This window comes from Enterobacter sp. CC120223-11, from assembly GCF_900215375.1.
Taxonomy (GTDB): domain Bacteria; phylum Pseudomonadota; class Gammaproteobacteria; order Enterobacterales; family Enterobacteriaceae; genus Scandinavium.
This window is the reverse complement of record NZ_OBEF01000017.1, coordinates 84,486-107,650: the sequence shown is the minus strand read 5'-3', so window position 1 is coordinate 107,650 and position 23,165 is coordinate 84,486. Positions and strand designations below refer to the sequence as shown.

Below are 23,165 nucleotides of genomic sequence, written 5' to 3'. Positions count from 1 at the left end.
AAAAGCAAAAAGCCCGCTCGAAAGCAGGCTTTTTTGAATTTGGCTCCTCTGACTGGACTCGAACCAGTGACATACGGATTAACAGTCCGCCGTTCTACCGACTGAACTACAGAGGAATCGGTTAGGAGGCTTATCTTAGCGGCGAAAAATCTTTTGTCAAACGCCAAAGCGCCTCATTCTGCTCGACTGGCGGTTACGTCAACAATTTGTTGTATTTACCCACAATTTTACGGCAAATCCACATTGCAGGAATGGCGTTTCTCCCTCATTATTTAAAACGAGGTTTCAACTTTCTCTCTAAGGCACCCTTTGAACGTCTCTGCCGCTGTTCGCCAGGCCGTCACCCGCACCACCTGGTACAAAAATCGCAAAACTTACCGTGTACTGTTCTGGCGTGAAATCACCCCCCTTGCCGTACCTATCTTTCTGGAAAATACCTGCGTTCTGCTGATGGGCGTGCTCAGCACCTTCCTGGTGAGCTGGCTGGGTGCAGATGCGATGGCGGGCGTGGGCCTCGCAGACAGTTTTAACATGGTAATCATGGCGTTTTTTGCCGCTATCGATCTTGGGACCACGGTCGTTGTGGCCTTTAGCCTCGGGCGGCGAAACCGGAAGCAGGCGAGGGCGGCAGCCCGTCAGTCGCTGGTCATCATGACCCTGTTCTCGATCATTCTTGCGGCGGTGATCCATTACTTTGGGCGTGAAATTATCGAAGTGGTGGCCGGGGCGGCCACGGCACACGTCAAAGAGCTGGCGCTGACCTACCTCGAGCTAACGGTGCTGAGTTACCCGGCGGCAGCAATTGCGCTGATTGGCAGTGGCGCGCTGCGCGGAGCGGGCAATACCAAAATTCCGCTGCTGATTAACGGCGGGATGAACATCCTCAACATCATTATCAGCAGCATCCTGATTTACGGTGTCTTTTCCTGGGACGGTCTTGGTTTTGCCGGGGCAGGCCTGGGGTTGACTATTTCCCGCTACATCGGCGCGGCGGCGATTGTCGCCGTGCTCGCCGTGGGCTTTAACCCGGCGCTGCGTATTCCGCTGAAGAGCTATATCAAACCGCTAAACTTCGCCATCATCTGGGAAGTGATGGGGATTGGTATCCCAGCGAGCATTGAATCGGTGCTGTTTAACAGCGGCAAATTGCTGACGCAGATGTTTGTCGCGGGGATGGGCACTGACGTTATCGCCGGGAACTTCATTGCCTTCTCGGTGGCGTCGCTGATTAACCTGCCGGGGAACGCGCTGGGTTCGGCGTCCACCATTATTACGGGTAAACGACTCGGCAAAGGGCAAATTGGCCAGGCGGAGAAGCAGCTTCGCCATGTGTTCTGGATGTCGACCATTGTGCTGACGGCAATTGCATGGGGCACCGCGCCTTTTGCCGGGCTGTTTGCTTCGTTCTATACGCATGAAGCAGATGTGAAAGAAGTGGTGAAAGAGCTGCTGTGGCTCAACGCCGCGTTTATGCCCATCTGGTCGGCGTCGTGGGTTTTACCTGCGGGGCTGAAAGGCGCGCGCGATGCACGGTTTGCGATGTGGGTTTCCATGTTCAGCATGTGGGGCGCACGCGTGGTGGTCGGCTATCTGCTGGGAATTGTGCTTGGCATGGGCGTGGTCGGCGTGTGGCTCGGTATGTTCCTCGACTGGGCGGTGCGCGGCGCGGCGTTCTACTGGCGAATGGTTAGCGGGCGCTGGCTATGGAAGTATCCGCGGGTGAAATCGACGTAAAAAAAACGCACAAGGGGGGATCTCCCTTGTGCGTCGGGCAAAACACCAGAGCTCATTACACCCCAAGGCGATCGCGAAGACTGTAGTACGCGGCTCCCATAGCCGTGAACGGAATACGGAACGTGCGGCCACCCGGGAACGGGTAGTGCGGCAGGTTAGCAAAGGCATTGAAGCGTTCGGCATCCCCGCGAAGCAGTTCGGCAATCAGACGACCTGCCAAATGCGTATAGGTGACGCCGTGGCCGCTGCAGCCCTGGCTGTAATAAATATTGTTCTCCAGACGGCCAACCTGCGGCAGGCGAGAGAGTGTCAGCAGGAAGTTGCCGGTCCAACTGTAGTCAATTTTCACGCCTTTCAGCTGCGGGAAGGTCTTCAGCAGGTTTGGCATTACCAGACGTTCGATATCCGCCGGGTCGCGCGCGCCGTACACCACGCCGCCGCCGTAGAGCAGACGGTTGTCGGCAGTCAGTCGGTAGTAATCCAGCAGATAGTTACAGTCTTCCACGCAGTAGTTTTTCGGGATCAGCGAGCGGGCCACGTCCTCACCCAGCGGCTCGGTGGTGAGCACCTGCGTGCCACACGGCATGCTGCGTTTGGCCAGATCCGGCTCGAGCTTATTACCGAGATAGGCGTTCCCCGCCACAATCACGTATTTCGCCGTGACCTGGCCTTTGGCAGTACTCACCACTGCCGGGCTGGTGTGCTGAATGTTAGTCACCGGAGACTGCTCAAACACGCGCCCACCGTTCAGGCGGATAGCATTCGCTTCGCCAATCGCCAGGTTCAGCGGATGAATATGACCGCCGCTGTGGTCAAGCAGCGCGCCGACGTAGCGGTCGCTGTTCACTTCACGCTTCAGCTCGTTGGCATCCAGCAGCTCCAGTTGGGTGTTGCCGTAGCGCTCCCAGTTGGCTTTCTGATCTTCCAGTTTTTCCAGCTGCTTGTGGTTCATCGCCACGAACAGGCCGCCCGGACGATAGTCGCAGTCAATCTGATAGCGCTTGATACGCTCACGGATGATCTCGCCGCCTTCAAACATCATGGCACCGAGCTGTTTTGCCGCTTCCGGGCCATAGCTGCGTTCGATAACGTCGATGTCGCGGCTGTAGGAGTTAACCAACTGCCCGCCGTTGCGGCCGCTGGCGCCAAAGCCGATGCGAGCCGATTCCAGCAGCACCACGTCATAACCCATTTCAGACAGATGCAGCGCCGCGGAGAGGCCAGTGTAGCCGCCGCCGACCACGCACACGTCGCAGGTCAAGGATTCGTTCAGCTCCGGGAACGGTTCATACTGGTTCGCGCTTGCGGCGTAATAGCTGGTGGTATGTTCAGTCATGATTAAGGCTCCAGGGCAATCCAGATAGTTTTAAGTTCGCTAAATTTTTCCAGCGCGTGCAGGGACTTGTCGCGCCCGTTGCCGCTCTGCTTATAGCCGCCAAACGGCACGGTCATGTCGCCATCGTTGTAGTTATTGACGAAGACGGAGCCCGCTTTCAGGCGGCGGCTCATACGGTGCGCACGGGAGAGGTCGCGCGTCCACACGGCGGCACCGAGGCCGTAGTCGCTGTTGTTCGCGATTTCCAGCGCCTGGGCTTCACTGCTAAAGCGGGTGACGACCAGCACCGGGCCGAAGATCTCTTCGCGGCCCACGCGGGCATCCGGGGTGGTGTCCACAAAAATGGTCGGGCCGATGGCCGCAGGATGCTTGCCGTTGCGGCCATCCAGCGCCAGCGTGCCCTGCGTTTCGCCATCGCGAATAAATCCGTGCACGGTTTCGGCATGGGCGCAGTCAATCAGCGTGCCCATGGTGGTGTTCGGGTCGAGCGGGTTGCCCGGCAGCCAGTTTTTGGCCTGCTCTTTTAACAGGGCGATAAACTCATCGGCGATGCTCTCTTCCAGCAGCAACCGCGTCCCGGCGATGCACACCTGGCCTTGGTTGTAGAAGATGCCTGCGGCAGTTGTCGCGGCGGCACTGGCCAGATCCGGGCAGTCGGCGAAAACGATGTTGGCACTTTTGCCACCCGCTTCCAGCCAGACGCGCTTCATGTTGCTGTCGCCCGCGTCTTTCAGCAGTTGTTTACCTGTGCGCGTGGAGCCGGTGAAGGTGATCACGTCCACATCAGGATGCTGAGACAGCGCCTGACCTGCTTCATGACCGAAGCCCGGAATGACGCTGAACACGCCGTCCGGGAGGCCCGCTTCTTTCGCAAGCCCTGCCAGGCGAATGGCGGTTAAAGGTGATTTTTCAGAAGGTTTCAGAATGACGCTGTTGCCTGCGGCAAGTGCCGGGCCGAGTTTCCAGCAGGCCAGCAGCAGCGGGAAGTTCCACGGCACCACGGCGGCCACTACGCCAATCGGCTCACGCACGATCATCGCCAGGTCGTTTACGCCTGTCGTGGCGACTTCGCCATACACTTTGTCGATGGCTTCGGCGTACCAGCGGATAGCGCGGGTCGCGCCGGGAATATCATCACGCAGGCTATGGCGAATCGGTTTGCCGGTGTCGAGCGTTTCCAGCAGGGCCAGCTCCTCGTGATGCTGCTCCATCAAATCCGCCAGCTTGTTCAGCACGGCTTTGCGTTTGGCAGGGGAGGCCTGTGACCATTCGCCACTTTCAAATACGTTGCGAGCGCCGCGCACGGCATGGTCCACATCGGCTTTTTTACCGCGAGCCACCTGCGCCAGCGTGCGCTGTGCTGCCGGATCGACAATCTCAAAGGTGCTGCCGTCCTGCGCCTGACAGTATTCGCCGTTGATAAACAGACGCGTCTCTGGCTGCGCCTGATTCGCCTTATCCTGCCAGTAACTCAGATGCTGAAAGTTCATGGTGATTCCTTCTTATTCAATCAGTTAAATGCTATTTTCGAGAAAATCAGGCTGCAAAATGCCCCAGGAAATAAATCCCGCGAAAAAAGCATCGACTTTAAGGTGGCCTGAGAAACTCAGGCCAGAAGGAAATCAGAACGTGGTGGGGGTATGGGCACTGATGATGCGGCAGATGCCTGCCGAGGTGTTGCTGAAGCTGTGCGGTATGCCGGTGTTGATGGCATAACTCTGCCCTGCAACGAGGTGATAGTCCTGGCCGTTGATGGTCAGAATCACGTCACCTTCCAGTATCGTGCCGATCTCCTCACCCTGGTGTTTGATCCTCTCCCCGGTTGTCGTGCCGGGTTGATACGTCTCGAAGATCATTGCCAGTGTACGGTTCGGATTTCCGTTATGAACCAACTTCATTGATACACCCTGACTGCCCATTTCAATCAGGTCGTCCTGATTGATAACCACCTGCGGCTCGTCAGGTTTTTCCGGGTCCGCGAAGAACTCGGAGAGCGACAGCCCGTAGACTTTCAGCAGCTTTTGCAGCGTACTGATAGCAGGACTCACTTTGTCCTGTTCTATGGTGCTGATGGCGCTATGCGTTAATCCAGACAGTTCGGCGGCACGACGTTGTGAAAGACCCAGTTGCTGGCGGATCTCTGACAAACGTTTACCCGGCGCCAGGCCGTCATCGCTCATATCGGTATTTCCTTAACAGTAGGGGTCAGAGTCGCTGCTTTTCAGCGAGGTGGTTCTGACAGGCGGTGATAAAACCTTCCAGCAACATACGCGAAAGCGCGTATTCGCTACTGTTCCATTCAGGATGCCACTGCACGCCGAGGGCGAACGGGTGATCGTGGACGCTGGCCGCTTCCACCAGACCATCCTGCGAGCGTGCTTCCACACGCAGCAGCGGGCCCAGCGTTTTCGCGCCTTGTCCGTGTAATGAGTTCACCCAAAACGTGTTGCAACCCGGTATTAAAGTAGAAAGCAATCCTCCCTGTTGAACCTGGACTTCATGAGATGGCGCATATTGCTGCTCCACCGGGAGTTCCGAATCTTCACGGTGTTCCAGGAACTGAGGCTGATCGCACAGGCGACGATACAGAGTCCCGCCTGTGGCGACAACCAGTTCCTGCAAACCCCGGCAGATGGCGAAAATGGGAATGCGCCTTTCAAGCCCGGCGGCTATTAGCGCCATGCTCAATTCATCACGCCCGGGATCGGCGTCAGGCTCATCGCCGTTTTCACCATAGAGGTGCGGCTGCACGTTGCTTGGGCTGCCTGGCAGGAAAATTCCATCAAGTTTAGGGAGAAGGGCGTTCAGCAATTCCGGCTCTGCCAGCGCGTGCGGCAGGGCGATTGGCAAACCGCCAGCGTTCAATACGGCATTCAGGTACTTTTCTTGCAATGTCTGGGTCTGGTGACCCTTAAGCCTGTTTCTGCACATCACAACACCGATAACCGGCTTGTCAAATATATTGCCCATGATCGACCTCACATTCTGGACTAAATTATTGCCAAAATCTTCCATATGGCTCTGTTCCGTTCAATATTTTCTCAATCTAGCAGCGTGATAACCTCTTTGCAAACTCAATTTAACATTTGACAAACATTTGGATTGGTATCATTGTCGAAAAGTGGACATTATATTTAACGGTCTGAATCAGTGACCGGCATCCAAAGCAACGGCGGTGAATCATGGAAACCAATATCGTAGAAGTTGAGAATTTTGTTCAGCACTCTGAAGAGAGACGAAGTAGCGCGTTTGCGCGCGAAGTAAAGACTTACCTCGAGCGCTACCCGAACACCCAGTACGTTGACGTGCTGCTGACCGACCTGAACGGCTGCTTCCGCGGAAAACGCATCCCGGTTTCCAGCCTGCGCAAAATAGAGAAAGGCTGCTACTTCCCGGCCTCCGTGTTTGCGATGGATATTCTCGGTAACGTAGTAGAAGAAGGCGGCTTAGGACAGGAGCTGGGCGAGCCGGATCGCAACTGCATTCCGGTGCTGGGCACCTTAACGCCGTCGGCGGCGGACCCGGAATATATCGGTCAGGTACAGCTGACCATGCTGGATGAAGATGGCGCTCCCTTTGACGTTGAGCCGCGGAACGTGCTGAACCGACTCTGGCAGCAGCTGCGCCAGCGCGGCCTGTTCCCCGTGGTAGCGGTAGAGCTGGAGTTCTATTTACTGGATCGTCAGCGTGACAACGAAGGTTACCTGCAGCCGCCCTGCGCGCCAGGCACCGATAACCGCAACACTCAGAGCCAGGTTTACTCCGTTGATAACCTGAACCATTTCGCCGCCGTGTTGGAAGATATCGACGAACTGGCCGTTTTACAGCTGATCCCGGCCGACGGCGCCGTGGCGGAAGCCTCGCCGGGCCAGTTCGAAATCAACCTGCATCACACCGATAACGTGCTGGATGCCTGCGACGATGCGCTGGCGCTGAAACGTCTGGTGCGCACCGTGGCTGAAAAACACAAAATGCACGCCACCTTTATGGCGAAGCCGTACGAAGAGCACGCCGGAAGCGGGATGCACATCCACATCAGCATGCTGAACAGCAAAGGCGAGAACGTGCTGGCCGACGCCGATGGCGAAGATTCCGCCATCCTGAAGCGTGCCCTGGCGGGAATGATAGATTTAATGCCTGCTTCTATGGCACTGTTAGCCCCTAACGTAAACTCCTACCGTCGTTTCCAGCCAGGTATGTATGTGCCAACGCAGGCTTCATGGGGGCATAACAACCGTACCGTCGCGCTGCGTATCCCTTGTGGCGATCGTGACAACCACCGTGTCGAGTACCGCGTAGCGGGTGCCGATGCCAACCCGTATCTGGTGATGGCGTCAATCCTCGCGGGCATTCTGCACGGTCTGGATAACGATCTGCCGCTGCAGGAAGAAGTGGAAGGCAATGGTCTGGAGCAGGAAGGGCTGCCATTCCCAATCCGTCAGAGCGATGCGCTGTGGGAGTTCACTCAGAACGACCATCTGCGTGAACTGATGGGTGAGCGTTTCAGCCATGTCTACCACGCCTGTAAGAACGATGAGTTAATTCAGTTCGAGCGTTTGATCACAGAAACTGAAATTGAGTGGATGCTGAAAAACGCCTGACCGGTACCCGTTGTGCCGGGCGGTACTGCGTTTGCCCGGCCTACGGATCTGTAGGCCCGGTAAGCGTAGCGCCACCGGGCGAAAAGAAAAAGAAGCAGCATCATACGGTCTGAGCGGAGCCAGGCCGGACGTTTTAGCAGGGAAACCTGCCATTTTCCGAAGTCGCGTAACGGAGCGCAGGCGACAACGGGTCTTCAGTTAAACGACAGATTGTATGACGAGGAAATGAGATGATGCAGATGTTCAAATACCCGCACGGCGAAGGCGAATGCCGCTGCCGCATTGATTACGACGGACCAGCGCAAGGTCATTGCCCGACGTTCTCTCCCCTTACTTCACGACTTCCCCCCAGGCTGAGCAGGTTTGCTACAACAATGATTTCATCGCAAACCAGCACGGGCATGGGGGGGCTTCGTCATGGCGACTAACTCATCTCTCGATCTCCCTTCGCAGGCGGGCAAACCGCAGCTGCGTAAATCTTTGAAACTCTGGCAGGTGGTGGTGATGGGCCTTGCCTATCTCACGCCAATGTCGGTGTTTGACACCTTTGGTATCGTGTCCGGTATCAGTAACGGCCACGTTCCGGCTTCCTATCTTCTGGCGCTGGCGGGCGTGCTGTTCACCGCCATCAGCTACGGCAAGCTGGTACGCCAGTTCCCGCAGGCGGGTTCTGCTTATACCTACGCTCAGAAGGCGATCAGTCCCCATGTTGGCTTTATGGTTGGCTGGTCATCGCTGCTCGATTACCTGTTCCTGCCGATGATTAACGTCCTGCTGGCGAAGATCTATCTCTCCGCGCTGTTCCCAGGCGTTGCGCCCTGGATCTGGGTGGTGGGTTTTGTCTGCATTTTGACCGCCGCGAACCTGAAAAGCGTCAACCTGGTAGCGAACTTCAATACCCTGTTCGTGCTGGTGCAGGTGGCCATTATGGTGGTGTTTATTTTCCTCGTCGTGCAGGGTCTGCACAAAGGCGAAGGGGTGGGCACCGTCTGGACGCTGCAGCCGTTTATCAGTCAGAACGCGCATCTGATTCCGATCATCACGGGGGCGACGATTGTCTGCTTCTCGTTCCTCGGCTTTGATGCGGTAACCACGCTTTCGGAAGAAACGCCTGATGCGGCGCGCACCATTCCAAAGGCCATCTTCCTGACGGCGGTCTACGGCGGCATTATCTTTATCGTGGCGTCCTTCTTTATGCAGCTGTTCTTCCCGGACATCAGCCGCTTCAAGAATCCGGATGCTGCGCTGCCGGAGATTGCGCTCTACGTGGGCGGCAAGCTGTTCCAGTCGATCTTCCTGTGTACGACGTTCGTGAACACCCTGGCCTCTGGCCTCGCGTCTCATGCCAGCGTGTCTCGTCTGCTGTACGTCATGGGTCGTGATAACGTCTTCCCGGAGAAATATTTCGGCTACGTGCACCCGAAATGGCGTACCCCGGCGCTGAACGTGCTGATGGTTGGCGTTGTAGCGCTCTCTGCGCTGTTCTTCGACCTGGTGACCGCAACGGCCCTGATTAACTTCGGTGCGCTGGTGGCGTTTACCTTCGTGAACCTGTCGGTGTTCAACCACTTCTGGCGTCGTGAAGGGCGCAACAAAACCTGGAAGGACAAGGTGCACTATTTGATCCTGCCATTGATGGGCGCTGCAACCGTCGCCGTGCTGTGGATCAACCTGGAAATGACCTCGCTGACGCTGGGTCTGGTGTGGGCCGCGGTGGGAATTTTGTACCTGACCTACCTGACGGGTCGCTTCCGCAAGCCGCCGCCGCAGTTCGATGCTGCGAAAGCAGAACAGGCCTGGGAGTGATTTTTACCCACGCTGGAGAAGAAAGCAGCAAACGGTTCAGATTGTGAAAAACAGGCTTTGACAAGCCGGGGGCGCATCGCTAATATGCGCCCCGTTAACCGATTCCTCTGTAGTTCAGTCGGTAGAACGGCGGACTGTTAATCCGTATGTCACTGGTTCGAGTCCAGTCAGAGGAGCCAAATTTAAGAAGCCTGCTTACGAGCAGGCTTTTTGCTTTTGTGGAATCGCTACAGCCTGAATCCAAAATGCGAACCGTCCGGCAGCTCGATATCCAGGTTCAGCTTGCAGCCCGTAGCTTCTACGTAGCGCTTGAGCGTAGAGAGCTTAATGTCCTTTCCTTCCTTCTCCATCCCGGCAACCGTAGGCTGCTTAATGCCCAGTGCGTTAGCCATTTCCACCTGCGTTTTATTCATTTTCTCGCGTAGTTTTGACAGGTTGTAGTTGAGAAGGATCTCCTGGTAGATAACTTCGGCTTCGGCAAGGACCTCAGGTTTGGCTTCTGCAAACATCTGTTCCAGCGTTTTGCCCATTACTCACCTCGATTGATATAAATTATTCAGGTATTCGGTATATTCCCGATCGGCCAACGGGATCATCACGTCATAAAACCGCTTCTCATCCCCGCATTTGTTACCTGCACAGAGCAGAATGCCTTTGCGATCGGGCGAGAAAGCAAAGAAGACCCGGAGTGGATCGCCATGGCTCTGGATCCTTAGTTCCTTCATGTGGCTAAAGCGTGAACTCTTGATCGTATCCGCATAGGGCCTGCCGAGCATTGGTCCTTGTTTCTCAAGGAACCTCAATGTGGCAAGAACGCGAGCTTCTTCTTTGTCTGCGAGTTCCGCATGCCACCTGTCATAAGTTTCAGTTGTATCGATTTCCCACACGTGTTCACCTCAAATATAGGTTAAAAGCGATATAGGTGTAAACCTATATTTCGATAGTGGGGATAATTCGCAGATGTGGAAATCAGGAAAAAAGAAAACGGGAAGCGGAGTTCAGAGAAAAATTAGCTTGTTGCGCCAGGAACATAAAATATGCGCAAAGCTTAGCAAAAAGAGGGATGAGTCTGGATTGAAGGATATTACGTAAGGCATTACGAATGAGAGAAATTGACCCGAAGAGTAGGCCGGGTAAGCGAAGCGCCACCCGGCTTTTTTACGCTATCCCAGCTGAACCCGAATCGGCGCGGTAGCGGCAAACAACCACGGCCGGGCATCGCTGTCCACCAGCGGCGACAGGGTGTCGCGAACCTGCTGGTGATAATCATCCAGCCACTGCTTTTCCTCTTCGCTCAGTAGGTTGATGTCCACCTGACTTAAATCAATCGGGATCATCGTCAGCGATGCAAACTTGCAGAAGCCCGGCATGGCATCCACCACTTCCACCTGGTTTTCGATGCGGATGCCGTACTGACCTTCCAGGTAGTAACCCGGCTCAATGGTGATGATATTGCCTGCCGCCAGCGGCCACGGATTGACCTTTTTGGCGATGCGGTGTGGTGCTTCGTGGATCAGCAGCTGATGGCCCACGCCGTGGCCGGTGCCGTGATCGAAATCGACACCCAGTTGCCACAACGCACGACGTGCAAACGCATCCAGCTGATGGCCGAAGCTGCCGGACGGGAACTGCAGCGTAATCAGCGACAGAAAGCCCTTCAGCACGGCGGTGTAGTGCAGCTTGCGCTGTGCATCGAGCGGGCCATAGGCCTGCGTACGGGTGGCGTCGGAGGTGCCGTTGCTGTACTGGCCGCCGGAATCATTCAGGTAGAAGCTGTCTGCCGTGATGGCGGTATTGGTCGCTTCGCTTGAATGATAGTGGCACATCGCCGCGTTAGCGCCCGCAGCGGAAATGGTGCCAAAGCTTGGCTCGATAAAGGTGGCCTGCTGCTGGCGAAATGCGAACTGTTTTGCCTGTGCTTCCAGCTCGGTCAGCGGGTTGCCTGCGGCGATACGGGCCGGCACCTCGTGCGCCAGCCAGGCAAGGAAATTCACCCATGCTGCGCCGTCAAAACGGTGGCTGTCGCGGTAGCCTTCCAGCTCCACGTCATTTTTGGTCGCTTTGATAAAGGTGATTGGATCAGCGCTCCACAGCACTTCGCCCCCGTGTTGCTCCACGGCAAAACGCAGGGCGACAGGGGCGCTGTCGGCATCCAGCTGAACGCGCTTCCCGTTGGCAATGTGCTGCGTGCGTGGCACTAACTGGTCCATCGGTGAAAGCGTCAGGCTGGCAAGCAGCGCCTGCGGCAGGTCTGTTGTTTTGGCGGCATCGACAAACCACTCGACGTCGCCCGTGCGGCTCAGCAGCACAAACGACAGCGGCACCGGGCTGGTGGCGATATCTGCGCCGCGCACGTTCAGTAGCCAGGCGATGTTGTCCGGCTGGGTGATGGCGAGATAATCGGCACCGTTCGCATCAAGCTTCGCGGCAATACGCGCACGTTTCGACTCGCTGCTTTCCCCGGCGATGCTCAGCGGCATTTCGCGGATTGTGCCGCAGGGCGCAGCAGGGCGATTGTGCCAAACGGCGGTGAACGGATCTTCGGACATAGCGACAAGTTTCGCGCCAGAAGCGTTCAGCGCTGCAAACTGGCTGTTGACCATCAGCAGCGGTTCGAAACCAATGCGACTGTCTGCCGGGAGGTTATTCTCCAGCGGATCGTTATGCAGGTGATGTACGTCCCACGCCTGAAGGTCCACTTCGTTGCGAACCTGCACCTGATAGCGGCCATCGACGAAAATCAATGCGCGATCCGCCAGCACCAGCGCAGCGCCCGCCGAACCGGTAAAACCTGAAATCCAGGCGAGTTTGTCATCGTGCGGGGCGGCGTATTCGCTCTGCCAGGCGTCGGCTCGCGGGACAATCATGCCATCAAGATTTTGCGACTTCAGCCAGTCGCGCAGCGCCGAAAGGGAGGCTGTACTTTGCATTCTTTTCATCCTGAACATTAACGGAACGGCGGTTCGTTGAAGGTGCGCAGCTTGCGGGAGTGCAGCTTGTCACCTTCGGCACGCAGCAGGTCGATGGCGCGAATGCCAATCTGCAGGTGCTCGGAAATTGCGCCTTCATAAAAGCGGTTGGCCTGGCCCGGCAGCTTGATTTCGCCGTGCAGTGGCTTGTCTGACACGCACAGCAACGTGCCATAGGGCACGCGGAAGCGGTAGCCCTGGGCGGCGATGGTGGCGCTTTCCATGTCGATGGCCACGGCGCGGCTGAGGTTGAAGCGCAGGGCCGAGGCGGAATAGCGCAGCTCCCAGTTGCGGTCGTCGGTGGTGACAACGGTGCCGGTGCGCAGGCGGTGTTTGACTTCTTCGCCAGGCATGCCGCTCACTTCCTTGGTAGCGTCGTACAGCGCGCGCTGCACTTCGGCGATGCTTGGGATAGGAATGTCCGGCGGCAGAACAGCATCCAGCACGTGGTCGTCACGCAGATACGCATGAGCCAGCACGTAGTCGCCAATTGTCTGGCTTTCACGCAGGCCGCCGCAGTGGCCAATCATCAGCCACACATCCGGGCGCAGCACGGCCAGATGGTCGCAGATAGTTTTGGCGTTAGCCGGGCCAACGCCGATGTTAACCAACGTAATCCCCTGGCCGTCTTTGGTGATTAAGTGCCAGGCGGGCATCTGGTGTTTTTTCCACGCCAGATCGGAAATGGCGGTTTCCGGTGCTTCGGTATCGGCGGTGATCCACACGCCGCCCGCGCAGGAAAGCGCAACGTACGGGCTATCCGGATCCAGAATCTGGCTGCAACCCCAGCGCACAAATTCATCCACGTAGCGGGTGTAGTTGGTGAACAGCACGAAAGGCTGGAAGTGTTCGACCGGCGTGCCGGTGTAGTGGCGCAGGCGAGCAAGCGAGAAATCCACGCGGCGCGCGTCGAAGTGCGACAGCGGATAGAGCTCGGTCGGGTGGAACAGGCCATCTGCGGTTTCATCGCCAATCTGGGCCAGATCGGTGGTCGGGAAGTGGCGCGTCAGCCCGGCGCTCATCGAGCGGTCCAGCGTCAGCGTGGAGCCGTCAATCACGTACGGATAAGGAATTTCATGCTGCGACAGTTCAACGGTGATGTTTGCACCGTAATCCTGATACAGCGAGGTGAGCTGTTCCAGCAGATAAGGACGGAACAACGTCGGCTGGGTAATGGTCGTGGAGTAGCAGCCCGCATGGGTAAAGCGGCCCCAGGCGCGGGTCTTCAGCGCGCTGTGCGCTTCGCCGTCCCAGGAGACGGAGAGGGAAGGGTAAACGAAAAGCCCTTTCAGTCGGGCTTCAGGCGTGGGCAGCACGCCCTCATTAATATAGCGACCAATCGCTTCACGCAGGGCGGCGACGGATTGATTGTAAAGCGCATCGAGCTGCTCCAGCGCTTGTTCCGGCGTCAGGCCGGTAGCCTTCTTATTCATCATTCGCATCCTGTCTCTTCTCGGCAAGGTTACCCGATAGTATGTCACAGGAATGTGAAACAAAAGCCTGCCGAAGGCAGGCTATGGTACGGAAATCAGCTGAACATTGCCGTGACAGAAGCGCTCGCGAGGCTGTGGAAGTGGACGTTAAAGCCGACCATCGCGCCGCTTGCGCCTTCATCCACTTCAATTTTTGCCACATCTAAGGCATGCACGGTAAAGATGTAGCGATGGGTTTCGCCCTTTGGCGGAGCCGCACCGCCGTAGCCTGCTTTGCCGAAATCGGTTCGCGTCTGAATCGCGCCATCCGGCAGGTCCGCAATGCCGGAGCCTGCGCCCTGCGGCAGGACGCGGGTATCCGCCGGTAGGTTGGCAACAATCCAGTGCCACCAGCCGGAGCCCGTCGGCGCATCGGGGTCGTAACAGGTGACGACAAAACTTTTGGTGCCGGACGGCACCTCATCCCAGGCCAGATGCGGCGACAGGTTGTCACCGTCATAGCCCATGCCGTTAAACACGTGACGGTGCGGCAGCTTGTCGCCATCCTTAAAATCGTGACTGTTCAGTTTCATTCGGGTTGCCCTTCAGCATGTTGAATAATCACGAAGTTTAGCTCAGGCCTTAAAAAGCGTGTTGTCACTGAGAGCGGCTTTAACCGCATCTGTCAGGCGGGTGAGCTGCGCTGAAGTGATGATATACGGCGGCATCAGATAGATAAGTTTGCCGAATGGGCGGATCCACACGCCTTTTTCCACAAAGAATTTTTGCAGCCGTGCCATGTCCACCGGGTGTTTCGTTTCCACCACGCCGATGGCACCCAGAATGCGTACGTCGGCCACGTTCTCCGAATCACGGGCGTCTGCCAGTTCGTGCTTCAGCTGAGCTTCGATGTCCGCCACCTGCTGCTGCCAGTGGCCTTCTTCCAGCAGGGCAAGGCTCTCAGCCGCCACGGCGCAGGCCAGCGGGTTGCCCATAAAGGTTGGGCCGTGCATAAAGCAGCCCGCCTCGCCGTTGCTGATGGTTTCTGCCACGTTGCGTGTGGTGAGCGTGGCGGAGAGCGTCATGGTGCCGCCGGTCAGCGCCTTGCCGAGGCACAGAATGTCCGGGGCGATGCCCGCGTGCTCGCAGGCGAACAGTTTACCGGTGCGGCCAAAGCCGGTGGCGATTTCGTCGGCAATCAGCAGAATGCCTTCGCGGTCGCACATTTTGCGCAGCCGACGCAGCCACTCCGGGTGATACATCCGCATTCCGCCCGCTCCCTGCACAATCGGTTCGACGATAACGGCGGCGATCTCGCTGCGATGTGCCGCCATCAGGCGGGCAAACGGCACCATGTCCATCTCATCCCACTCACCGTCAAAGCGGCTTTGCGGCGCAGGCGCGAACAGGTTTTCCGGCAGGTAGCCTTTCCAGAGGCTGTGCATCGAATTGTCCGGATCGCACACCGACATCGCGCCAAAAGTATCGCCGTGGTAGCCGTTACGGAAGGTGAGAAAACGCTGGCGCGGCTCGCCTTTGGCCTGCCAGTACTGCAATGCCATTTTCATCGCCACTTCCACCGCCACGGAGCCGGAATCCGCCAGGAAGACGCACTCTAACGAATCGGGCGTCATCGTCACCAGTTTGCGGCACAGCGCAACGGCCGCCGGATGCGTGATCCCGCCAAACATCACGTGCGACATCTGCGAAATCTGCTGCTGCATTGCCGCGTTCAGACGTGGGTGATTGTAGCCGTGGATAGTCGCCCACCAGGACGACATGCCGTCGACAAGCTGTTCGCCCGTGGCCAGTTCCAGCTCGCAGCCACGTGCACCGACTACCGGGTAGACGGGCAGCGGCGCGGTCATTGAGGTGTAAGGGTGCCAGATGTGCTGGCTGTCGAAGCGAAGATCGTCCTGGGTCATAATCGACTTGTAAACCATTTTGAAAAGTTTTAGGTTTACGATCCTACACCGAACCGAGAAACAACTGAACCCCTTTTGGAGATGCCAATGGCTCACCACACCCGCTGGACTTTGTCGCAAGTTACTGAACTGTTTAATAAACCCCTGCTGGAACTGCTGTTTGAGGCTCAAACCGTCCACCGCCAGCACTTCGATCCGCGTCAGGTTCAGGTCAGCACGCTGCTGTCGATCAAGACCGGCGCCTGTCCGGAAGACTGTAAATACTGCCCGCAGAGCGCCCGCTACAAAACGGGGCTTGAGGCCGAACGCCTGATGGAAGTGGAGCAGGTGCTGGACTCTGCGCGTAAAGCAAAAAACGCCGGGTCGACCCGTTTTTGTATGGGCGCTGCATGGAAAAACCCGCACGAGCGCGACATGCCGTATCTTGAGCAGATGGTCAAAGGCGTGAAGGAGATGGGGCTTGAAGCCTGCATGACGCTCGGCACGCTCTCCGACACGCAGGCGCAGCGCCTTGGTGAAGCGGGGCTCGATTACTACAACCACAACCTCGATACCTCGCCGGAATTCTACGGCAACATCATCACCACTCGCACCTATCAGGAGCGTCTCGACACCCTCGGCAAAGTGCGCGATGCGGGCATCAAAGTCTGTTCAGGCGGCATTGTCGGCCTGGGAGAAACGGTCACCGACCGCGCCGGGCTGCTGCTCCAGCTGGCGAACCTGCCGACGCCGCCGGAAAGCGTGCCGATCAACATGCTGGTGAAGGTCAAAGGCACGCCGATGGAGAACAACGAAGACGTCGACGCCTTCGATTTTATTCGCACCATCGCCGTGGCGCGCATCATGATGCCGGCCTCGCACGTGCGCCTTTCGGCGGGCCGCGAGAAGATGAACGAGCAGACTCAGGCGATGTGCTTCATGGCCGGGGCGAACTCGATTTTCTACGGCTGCAAGCTGCTGACCACGCCAAACCCGGAAGAGGACAAGGACCTGCTGCTGTTCCGCAAGCTTGGCATCAACCCGCAGCAGACTGCGGTGCTGAGCGGCGACGTGGAACAGCAGCAGAAGCTGGAGCACGCGCTGCTGACGCCGGACACTGAAACGTATTACAACGCGGCGGCGGTATGAGCTGGCAGCAGCGCATCGGGCAGGCATTAGACGAGCGTCGGGCAGCCGACGCCTTTCGCACCCGTTCACCCGTCACACAAGGTGCAGGGCGTTATTTGACGCGCGGTGAGCAGCGCTGGCTCAATTTTTCCGCTAACGATTATCTTGGCCTGAGCCAACATCCGGCTATCGTCGGCGCCTGGCAGCAGGGTGCGGCCCGCTACGGCACCGGCAGCGGCGGCTCCGGGCACGTCACGGGTTACAGCGAAGCGCATCAGCACTTCGAACAACAGCTCGCGGAGTGGCTGGGCTACCCGCGTGCGCTGCTGTTTATTTCGGGCTTTGCCGCTAATCAGGCGGTTATCGCGGCGCTGCTGCACAAAGAGGATCGCATTGTTGCCGACAGGCTCAGCCATGCATCCCTGCTGGAGGCGGCGAACCTCAGCCCGGCGCAGCTTCGTCGGTTTGCCCACAACGACAGCGCACAGCTGGCACAGCTTCTGGCAAAACCGGTTGAAGGCCTTCAGCTGACCGTCACCGAAGGTGTTTTCAGCATGGACGGCGACAGCGCCCCGCTGGCGGAGATTGCCTCGGTGACGGAGGCGGCAAACGGCTGGCTGCTGGTGGACGATGCCCACGGTATTGGTGTCAGCGGGCGTGAAGGGCGGGGCACCTGCGATGAGCAAAACGTTAAACCCGATTTACTGGTCGTAACCTTCGGTAAAGCCTTCGGCCTCAGCGGCGCGGCGGTATTGTGCAGCGAAGAAGTGGCTGATTACCTTTTGCAGTTCGCTCGCCACCTGATTTACAGCACCAGCATGCCGCCCGCGCAGGCTGTGGCGCTGAGTGAAGCGCTGGCGGTGATCCGCAGCGATGACGGCGAAGCGCGTCGCCAGAAGCTGCGGGAACATATCTCTCGCTTTCGCCGTGGGGCCGAATCGCTGGGCCTTCAGCTGACAAATTCGACAAGCGCCATTCAGCCAGTGATTGTCGGTGAGAACCATCGCGCGCTGGCGCTGGCAGAAACAATGCGTGAAGCAGGTTGCTGGCTGACGGCGATCCGCCCGCCGACGGTGCCCGCTGGCACGGCCCGGCTGCGGATAACGCTGACGACGGCTCACCACGCAGAAGATATCGACAGGCTGCTGGAGGCGATGCATGGCGTACGTCAATAAGGCGGCGGTGGCGGCGGCCTTTGGTCGTGCCGCCGGACATTACGATCGGCATGATGATTTGCAGCGCCAGAGCGCGGCGGCGTTGCTGGCTCAGCTGGATGGCCAGGCGTTTGCGAGCGTACTGGACGCAGGCTGCGGGCCGGGCAGCATGAGCCGCTACTGGTCGGAAAAGGGCAGCCGGGTAACGGCCCTGGACCTCTCTTTGCCGATGCTGGATGAAGCGCTCCGGCAACGTTCTGCCCAACACTACGTTCAGGCGGATATCGAAGCTATGCCGCTGGCCGACGGCGAATACGATCTGGCCTGGAGCAACCTCGCCGTGCAGTGGTGTGAGTCGCTGCCTTCGGCGCTCGGCGAGCTGTGTCGCGTGGTGCGTCCTGGCGGCCTCGTTGCGTTCAGCACGCTGGTTGCCGATTCTTTACCGGAGCTGAATCAGGCCTGGCGAGCGCTTGACCGTCAGCCGCACGCCAACCGATTTTTATCTCTGGACGTCATTCTGGCGGCCCTGAGCGGCTACCGCGCCCGACATCAGCTGCACACGCTGCACGTGACCTTCGACGATGCGCTCAGCGCCATGAAATCATTGAAAGGCATTGGCGCGACGCACCTGCATGAGGGGCGGGCGGCACAGACGCTGACCCGCACTCACCTGCAACGGCTGGAGCTGGCGTGGCCCAAAGAGCAGGGCCGTTGCGCCCTGACGTACCATATTTTGACAGGAGTGATTGAACGTGACTGAACGCTATTTTGTCACCGGCACCGACACCGAAGTGGGGAAAACCGTCGCCAGCAGCGCGCTGCTCCAGGCGGCTAATCGCGCGGGTTATCGCACCGCAGGCTACAAACCCGTCGCTTCCGGCAGCGAGATGACGGATGAAGGGTTGCGCAACACCGATGCACTTGCGCTCCAGCGTAACAGCGGCGTGGCGCTGAGCTATGCCGAAGTGAATCCGTACACTTTTGAGGAACCGACGTCGCCGCACATCGTCAGCGAAGATGAAGGGCGTCCTGTTGATGCGCACACGCTCTCGGCCGGGCTGCACGCGCTGTCTCAGAAAGCCGACTGGGTGCTGGTGGAAGGGGCGGGCGGCTGGTACACGCCGCTCTCTTCAACTTACACCTTTGCCGACTGGGTGCAGGCCGAGCAGCTGCCGGTGATCCTCGTGGTGGGCGTGAAGTTGGGCTGTATCAACCATGCGGTGCTGACCGCGCAGGCCGTGCAGCAGGCCGGGCTGATGCTTGCGGGTTGGATTGCCAATGACGTTATTCCCCCAGGCAAGCGTCACACCGAATACATGGCGACGCTCACCCGCATGCTGCCCGCGCCGCTGCTGGGCGAAATTCCTTATCTGAGCGAAGGACCTGAGCGCGCTGAGCCGGGGCAGTATCTTGATCTTACGGCGCTGCGTCCGGCGTCATAAACTGTTCCAGCAGCCGGGTATCAAGCTGACTGACGTTGCCCTGGGCCACGTTACGCCCGCGGTGCAGCAGGCAAAACTTATCCGCTACCCGGCGAATAAACGGCAGGTGCTGCTCGGCCAGCAGCACCGTCAGCCCCAGCTCGCGGTTGAGCCGCAGCAGGCACTCCCCGAACTTGTGCATAAACCCCTGTCCCATACCGCGGGTGGGTTCATCAAGGATCAGGAGTTTCGGGTTGTTAATTAGCGCACTGGCGAGCGCCAGCTGGTACTGGTCATCTTCGGACATCGCCGCACCTTTCACCTGGCGCAGCGGCCAGAGATCGGGCATCAGGTCAAAAATGGCGCTGCCGACGGCGCTGTGGCCTTCGTGCGTGGCACGCATCGCGATCTGCAGGTTCTCCTCCACCGTCATCTGCGAAAAAATACGCTTGTCCTGCGGCACATAGCCGATGCCCATTGCGGCCCTGAGCGGCGGCGTAAGCGTCAGCAAATCCTGCGGCGGCCCGCTGGCTTCCTGCCAGAAGATGCCGCCGCTCTCCACCTTCTGGAACCCGGCAATGCAGTTGACCAGGGTGGTTTTCCCCATGCCCGGCAGCCCCAGTACGCAGGTGCATTCGCCAGGCGGAAGGTCGAGACTGAGATTCCACAGAATATGCTGACTTCCGTAATAGTGATTCACAGCGCGCAAACTCAACATCGGCCTCTCCTTACGTTTTGCCCTCAGTGGCGAAACCGTTTTTGCAATTCCCTTGCCAGGAGAAGGTCGTTGCGGCAAACGGACAGTTCTTTCAGAAAATACCCTAAACATTGCCCTGAAAAAGGGGCAATGGAGCGCAGCGGCTGCACTCTGTCAGTGCCGTTAGTCCGTCATTATGAAGGGTTTTGGTGCAGCGCCAGTGCTGGATTTGTGAGCGATCTCTCATTGCGCAACAAGCGACTTTTTTGATGATTAAAGACAAAAAAGAGCGATAAATAATTTTTATGGGCCGCTTTTCCAGGGCGAAGCCATTTTGCCGGAGTGACAGGGGGGAAGGGCTACAGACAGTTATCCACCATTCCTGTGGATAACCATGTGTATTAGAGTTAGAAAACTTGCGACAGGCAAGAGAATACGCGGCCTGCGCCCAAATTGATGCGAAACGCGGCTTTTTGATATTTTCTTTTTATATTAGCAAGTTAGATAAAAGCAATGGCTGTCAGAAAAGCGTCATCCGCTGCCATAAAAGATTCATTACGCATCTTGACAAATGTTAAATGCGAGAATGTTCTGGGGATAACCCATATGGCGGAGTGTTTTATCTTGTCGCAGATGAAATTTACGCCGCAGTTGCTGGCTTATGGAAGCGCTAACACAGATACGATAATGCGTTACTGTTTTTTTATCCAGTGTTTATTATTGGCAAATTTCGGTGCGACGAGTAGAATTAATCGTCTGCCCGTTTACCCTTCATCAGGTTGTCGTTCATGAGTAAACCGTTAAAACTGCATTCTGCTTTCCGTCCCTCCGGCGACCAGCCTGAAGCCATCCGTCGTCTGGAAGAGGGGCTTGAAGATGGCCTCGCGCACCAGACGCTCCTCGGCGTAACCGGTTCAGGGAAAACGTTTACCATTGCTAACGTCATCGCCGACCTGCAGCGCCCGACCATGCTGCTCGCGCCGAACAAAACCCTGGCGGCACAGCTTTACGGCGAAATGAAAGAGTTCTTTCCGGAAAACGCGGTGGAGTTTTTTGTCTCTTACTACGACTACTACCAGCCGGAAGCCTATGTCCCAAGCTCCGACACCTTCATTGAGAAAGACGCCTCGGTAAACGAACACATCGAACAGATGCGTCTTTCAGCCACCAAAGCCATGCTGGAGCGCCGTGACGTTATCGTGGTGGCCTCGGTATCGGCGATTTACGGCCTCGGCGACCCGGATCTCTACCTGAAAATGATGCTGCATCTAACGGTCGGCATGATTATCGATCAGCGCTCCATTTTGCGCCGCCTGGCAGAATTGCAGTACGCCCGCAACGATCAGGCCTTCCAGCGCGGTACCTTCCGCGTCCGCGGTGAAGTCATAGACATCTTCCCGGCGGAATCGGATGACATCGCCCTGCGCGTGGAGTTGTTCGATGAAGAGGTGGAGCGGCTGTCGCTGTTTGACCCGCTGACCGGGCAGCTGGAATCGACCATCCAGCGTTTTACGGTCTACCCGAAAACGCACTACGTCACTCCGCGCGAGCGCATCCTGCAGGCGATGGAAGAGATCAAAGACGAGCTGGTGGACCGCCGTAAGGTGCTGCTGGACAACAACAAGCTGCTGGAAGAGCAGCGCCTTTCACAGCGCACGCAGTTCGATCTCGAAATGATGAACGAGCTGGGCTACTGCTCGGGCATCGAAAACTACTCCCGCTTCCTCTCCGGGCGCGGGCCAGGCGAGCCACCGCCAACGCTGTTTGACTATCTCCCTGCCGATGGCCTGCTGGTTATCGACGAATCCCACGTTACCGTCCCGCAAATTGGCGGCATGTACCGTGGTGACCGGGCGCGTAAAGAGACGCTGGTGGAGTACGGTTTCCGTCTGCCGTCGGCGCTCGATAACCGTCCGTTAAAATTTGAAGAGTTTGAAGGCCTCGCGCCACAGACCATCTACGTTTCGGCGACGCCAGGCAACTACGAGCTGGAGAAGTCCGGCGATGACGTTGTCGATCAGGTGGTGCGCCCAACGGGTCTGTTGGATCCGATCATTGAAGTACGCCCGGTTGGTACGCAGGTGGATGACCTGCTGTCGGAAATTCGCAAGCGCGTGGCCATCAACGAGCGTGTTCTTGTCACCACGCTCACCAAGCGCATGGCCGAAGACCTGACGGAATACCTGGAAGAGCACGGCGAGCGGGTGCGTTACCTGCACTCCGATATCGACACCGTCGAGCGTATGGAGATCATCCGCGATTTGCGCCTTGGCGAGTTCGATGTGCTGGTCGGGATCAACCTGTTAAGGGAAGGTCTTGATATGCCTGAAGTGTCGCTGGTGGCGATTCTGGACGCCGACAAAGAGGGCTTCCTGCGTTCAGAGCGTTCGCTCATTCAGACCATCGGTCGTGCGGCGCGTAACATCAACGGCAAAGCCATTCTCTACGCCGACAAAATCACGCCGTCGATGGCGAAAGCGATGGGTGAGACGGAGCGCCGTCGCGAGAAGCAGCAGCGTTACAACGAAGAGAACGGCATTGTGCCGCAGGGGCTGAATAAGAAGGTCGTCGATATTCTGTCGTTTGGCGAGAACATCGTGAAGGCCAAAGGCAAAGGCCGTGGCAAAGGTCGCTCGCAGGCCGATATCGAAGCGGCAGAACTGGCCCTGACGCCGAAAGCGCTGCAGCAGAAAATCAGCGAGCTGGAAGCGCAGATGATGAAGCATGCGCAGAATCTGGAGTTTGAAGAGGCGGCGGAAGTACGCGACCGTCTGCATCAGCTGCGCGATCTTTTTATCGCCGCGTCTTAACCGCTTCACAAAAAATAAGACCCCGGTCACGTAACGTTTCCGGGGTCTTAATGTTCCGTTAATCTTCATCCTGGATACTGTCCTCACTTTAATGAGGATAGCCCCATGCCAAAAGATAATATTTCAACGGCGCTGACCGTACTGTTTGCCTTTCTGATTGTCATCGCCTTCTTCCATCAGTGGATCCTGACTT

At 57.6% G+C, this 23,165-nt stretch carries 19 protein-coding genes, 2 tRNA genes and 1 pseudogene; 10 read left to right on the top strand and 12 right to left on the bottom strand.

Annotated elements, in window-relative coordinates; translation table 11 throughout:
- Window positions 1-40 precede the first annotated feature (40 nt).
- A tRNA-Asn gene (locus CRO87_RS18170) sits at window positions 41-116 on the bottom strand.
- Between the two features lie 69 nt (window positions 117-185).
- Between CRO87_RS18170 and CRO87_RS22965 the strand changes: the two are divergent.
- A pseudogene (locus CRO87_RS22965) lies at window positions 186-398 on the top strand (DUF5951 family protein); the annotation flags it as partial.
- Window positions 310-1,734 carry an EmmdR/YeeO family multidrug/toxin efflux MATE transporter gene (locus CRO87_RS18165; protein ID WP_097164330.1) on the top strand — a complete coding sequence of 475 codons (1,425 nt, stop codon included), beginning with the start codon at window positions 310-312 and terminating at the stop codon, window positions 1,732-1,734. The pseudogene CRO87_RS22965 and the gene CRO87_RS18165, both read left to right, overlap by 89 nt.
- A gap of 55 nt (window positions 1,735-1,789) precedes the next feature.
- Here the strand turns inward: CRO87_RS18165 and CRO87_RS18160 are convergent, their stop codons facing one another.
- From CRO87_RS18160 to puuD, 4 genes are all read right to left on the bottom strand, one after another.
- Entirely contained in the window at window positions 1,790-3,070 is a 1,281-nt protein-coding gene (locus tag CRO87_RS18160; RefSeq protein WP_097164329.1) for an FAD-binding oxidoreductase, read from the bottom strand.
- Window positions 3,071-3,072: 2 nt separating this feature from the next.
- Entirely contained in the window at window positions 3,073-4,560 is a 1,488-nt protein-coding gene (gene puuC / locus CRO87_RS18155; RefSeq protein ID WP_097164328.1) for an aldehyde dehydrogenase PuuC, read from the bottom strand.
- Between the two features lie 132 nt (window positions 4,561-4,692).
- On the bottom strand, window positions 4,693-5,250 hold the full coding sequence (puuR, locus tag CRO87_RS18150) for an HTH-type transcriptional regulator PuuR (RefSeq protein ID WP_097164327.1): 558 nt from the start codon (window positions 5,248-5,250) through the stop codon (window positions 4,693-4,695).
- 25 nt (window positions 5,251-5,275) lie between these two features.
- Window positions 5,276-6,040 carry a gamma-glutamyl-gamma-aminobutyrate hydrolase gene (puuD, locus tag CRO87_RS18145; protein ID WP_097164336.1) on the bottom strand — a complete coding sequence of 255 codons (765 nt, stop codon included), beginning with the start codon at window positions 6,038-6,040 and terminating at the stop codon, window positions 5,276-5,278.
- Between the two features lie 212 nt (window positions 6,041-6,252).
- Here puuD and CRO87_RS18140 point away from each other — a divergent pair, with 212 nt between their 5' ends.
- The 3 genes from CRO87_RS18140 to CRO87_RS18130 all read left to right on the top strand — a co-directional run bounded on the left by CRO87_RS18140 (window position 6,253) and on the right by CRO87_RS18130 (window position 9,656).
- Window positions 6,253-7,671 (top strand): glutamine synthetase family protein, encoded by a 1,419-nt coding sequence (locus CRO87_RS18140; RefSeq protein WP_097164326.1) that lies wholly within the window; start codon window positions 6,253-6,255, stop codon window positions 7,669-7,671.
- A gap of 417 nt (window positions 7,672-8,088) precedes the next feature.
- On the top strand, window positions 8,089-9,477 hold the full coding sequence (locus tag CRO87_RS18135) for an APC family permease (RefSeq protein WP_097164325.1): 1,389 nt from the start codon (window positions 8,089-8,091) through the stop codon (window positions 9,475-9,477).
- 103 nt (window positions 9,478-9,580) lie between these two features.
- A tRNA-Asn gene (locus CRO87_RS18130) sits at window positions 9,581-9,656 on the top strand.
- A 48-nt stretch (window positions 9,657-9,704) separates the two neighbouring features.
- Here the strand turns inward: CRO87_RS18130 and CRO87_RS18125 are convergent.
- The 6 genes from CRO87_RS18125 to bioA all read right to left on the bottom strand — a co-directional run bounded on the left by CRO87_RS18125 (window position 9,705) and on the right by bioA (window position 15,783).
- Window positions 9,705-10,007: a helix-turn-helix domain-containing protein gene (locus tag CRO87_RS18125; protein WP_097164324.1), complete on the bottom strand. Its 303-nt coding sequence runs from the start codon at window positions 10,005-10,007 to the stop codon at window positions 9,705-9,707.
- A gap of 3 nt (window positions 10,008-10,010) precedes the next feature.
- The gene (locus CRO87_RS18120; protein WP_097164323.1) at window positions 10,011-10,364 is read right to left on the bottom strand and encodes a type II toxin-antitoxin system RelE/ParE family toxin; all 354 of its coding nucleotides are present in this window, start codon (window positions 10,362-10,364) and stop codon (window positions 10,011-10,013) included.
- A gap of 276 nt (window positions 10,365-10,640) precedes the next feature.
- A complete protein-coding gene (locus tag CRO87_RS18115) occupies window positions 10,641-12,407 on the bottom strand; it encodes an aminopeptidase P family protein (RefSeq protein ID WP_097164322.1) in 1,767 nt (588 codons plus the stop codon).
- A 17-nt stretch (window positions 12,408-12,424) separates the two neighbouring features.
- Window positions 12,425-13,879 carry an AMP nucleosidase gene (locus tag CRO87_RS18110; protein WP_097164335.1) on the bottom strand — a complete coding sequence of 485 codons (1,455 nt, stop codon included), beginning with the start codon at window positions 13,877-13,879 and terminating at the stop codon, window positions 12,425-12,427.
- Between the two features lie 95 nt (window positions 13,880-13,974).
- The gene (locus tag CRO87_RS18105; protein WP_097164321.1) at window positions 13,975-14,451 is read right to left on the bottom strand and encodes a kinase inhibitor; all 477 of its coding nucleotides are present in this window, start codon (window positions 14,449-14,451) and stop codon (window positions 13,975-13,977) included.
- 42 nt (window positions 14,452-14,493) lie between these two features.
- Entirely contained in the window at window positions 14,494-15,783 is a 1,290-nt protein-coding gene (gene bioA / locus CRO87_RS18100) for an adenosylmethionine--8-amino-7-oxononanoate transaminase (RefSeq protein ID WP_097164334.1), read from the bottom strand.
- An 87-nt stretch (window positions 15,784-15,870) separates the two neighbouring features.
- On the opposite strand from bioA, the gene bioB reads away from it, so the two are divergent.
- The 4 genes from bioB to bioD are packed head-to-tail and all read left to right on the top strand — an operon-like array spanning window position 15,871 to window position 19,486.
- On the top strand, window positions 15,871-16,911 hold the full coding sequence (gene bioB, locus CRO87_RS18095; RefSeq protein ID WP_097164320.1) for a biotin synthase BioB: 1,041 nt from the start codon (window positions 15,871-15,873) through the stop codon (window positions 16,909-16,911).
- Window positions 16,908-18,065: an 8-amino-7-oxononanoate synthase gene (gene bioF, locus CRO87_RS18090; protein WP_097164319.1), complete on the top strand. Its 1,158-nt coding sequence runs from the start codon at window positions 16,908-16,910 to the stop codon at window positions 18,063-18,065. Before bioB ends, bioF begins: the two co-directional genes overlap by 4 nt.
- Window positions 18,049-18,804: a malonyl-ACP O-methyltransferase BioC gene (gene bioC, locus CRO87_RS18085; RefSeq protein WP_097164318.1), complete on the top strand. Its 756-nt coding sequence runs from the start codon at window positions 18,049-18,051 to the stop codon at window positions 18,802-18,804. The genes bioF and bioC overlap by 17 nt, the downstream gene beginning before the upstream one ends.
- Window positions 18,797-19,486: a dethiobiotin synthase gene (gene bioD, locus CRO87_RS18080; RefSeq protein WP_097164317.1), complete on the top strand. Its 690-nt coding sequence runs from the start codon at window positions 18,797-18,799 to the stop codon at window positions 19,484-19,486. The genes bioC and bioD overlap by 8 nt, the downstream gene beginning before the upstream one ends.
- Here the strand turns inward: bioD and CRO87_RS18075 are convergent.
- Window positions 19,461-20,183, bottom strand: coding sequence for an ABC transporter ATP-binding protein (locus CRO87_RS18075; RefSeq protein WP_097164316.1), 723 nt, complete (start codon window positions 20,181-20,183; stop codon window positions 19,461-19,463). The two genes, bioD and CRO87_RS18075, sit on opposite strands and share 26 nt — an antisense overlap.
- Before the next feature lie 767 nt (window positions 20,184-20,950).
- Between CRO87_RS18075 and uvrB the strand changes: the two genes are divergently transcribed.
- Entirely contained in the window at window positions 20,951-22,972 is a 2,022-nt protein-coding gene (gene uvrB / locus CRO87_RS18065) for an excinuclease ABC subunit UvrB (protein WP_097164315.1), read from the top strand.
- Window positions 22,973-23,165 lie beyond the last annotated feature (193 nt).

Excerpts from the sequence above, each read along its gene's own strand:
- bioB (WP_097164320.1), top strand. The coding sequence starts at position 15,871 with ATGGCTCACCACACCCGCTGGACTTTGTCGCAAGTTACTGAACTGTTT.
- CRO87_RS18115 (WP_097164322.1), bottom strand. The coding sequence starts at position 12,407 with ATGCAAAGTACAGCCTCCCTTTCGGCGCTGCGCGACTGGCTGAAGTCG.
- CRO87_RS18125 (WP_097164324.1), bottom strand. The coding sequence starts at position 10,007 with ATGGGCAAAACGCTGGAACAGATGTTTGCAGAAGCCAAACCTGAGGTC.
- bioA (WP_097164334.1), bottom strand. The coding sequence starts at position 15,783 with ATGACCCAGGACGATCTTCGCTTCGACAGCCAGCACATCTGGCACCCT.
- bioF (WP_097164319.1), top strand. The coding sequence starts at position 16,908 with ATGAGCTGGCAGCAGCGCATCGGGCAGGCATTAGACGAGCGTCGGGCA.
- bioC (WP_097164318.1), top strand. The coding sequence starts at position 18,049 with ATGGCGTACGTCAATAAGGCGGCGGTGGCGGCGGCCTTTGGTCGTGCC.
- puuC (WP_097164328.1), bottom strand. The coding sequence starts at position 4,560 with ATGAACTTTCAGCATCTGAGTTACTGGCAGGATAAGGCGAATCAGGCG.
- uvrB (WP_097164315.1), top strand. The coding sequence starts at position 20,951 with ATGAGTAAACCGTTAAAACTGCATTCTGCTTTCCGTCCCTCCGGCGAC.
- CRO87_RS18160 (WP_097164329.1), bottom strand. The coding sequence starts at position 3,070 with ATGACTGAACATACCACCAGCTATTACGCCGCAAGCGCGAACCAGTAT.
- CRO87_RS18140 (WP_097164326.1), top strand. The coding sequence starts at position 6,253 with ATGGAAACCAATATCGTAGAAGTTGAGAATTTTGTTCAGCACTCTGAA.
- CRO87_RS18075 (WP_097164316.1), bottom strand. The coding sequence starts at position 20,183 with ATGTTGAGTTTGCGCGCTGTGAATCACTATTACGGAAGTCAGCATATT.
- CRO87_RS18105 (WP_097164321.1), bottom strand. The coding sequence starts at position 14,451 with ATGAAACTGAACAGTCACGATTTTAAGGATGGCGACAAGCTGCCGCAC.
- CRO87_RS18135 (WP_097164325.1), top strand. The coding sequence starts at position 8,089 with ATGGCGACTAACTCATCTCTCGATCTCCCTTCGCAGGCGGGCAAACCG.
- puuR (WP_097164327.1), bottom strand. The coding sequence starts at position 5,250 with ATGAGCGATGACGGCCTGGCGCCGGGTAAACGTTTGTCAGAGATCCGC.
- puuD (WP_097164336.1), bottom strand. The coding sequence starts at position 6,040 with ATGGGCAATATATTTGACAAGCCGGTTATCGGTGTTGTGATGTGCAGA.
- CRO87_RS18110 (WP_097164335.1), bottom strand. The coding sequence starts at position 13,879 with ATGAATAAGAAGGCTACCGGCCTGACGCCGGAACAAGCGCTGGAGCAG.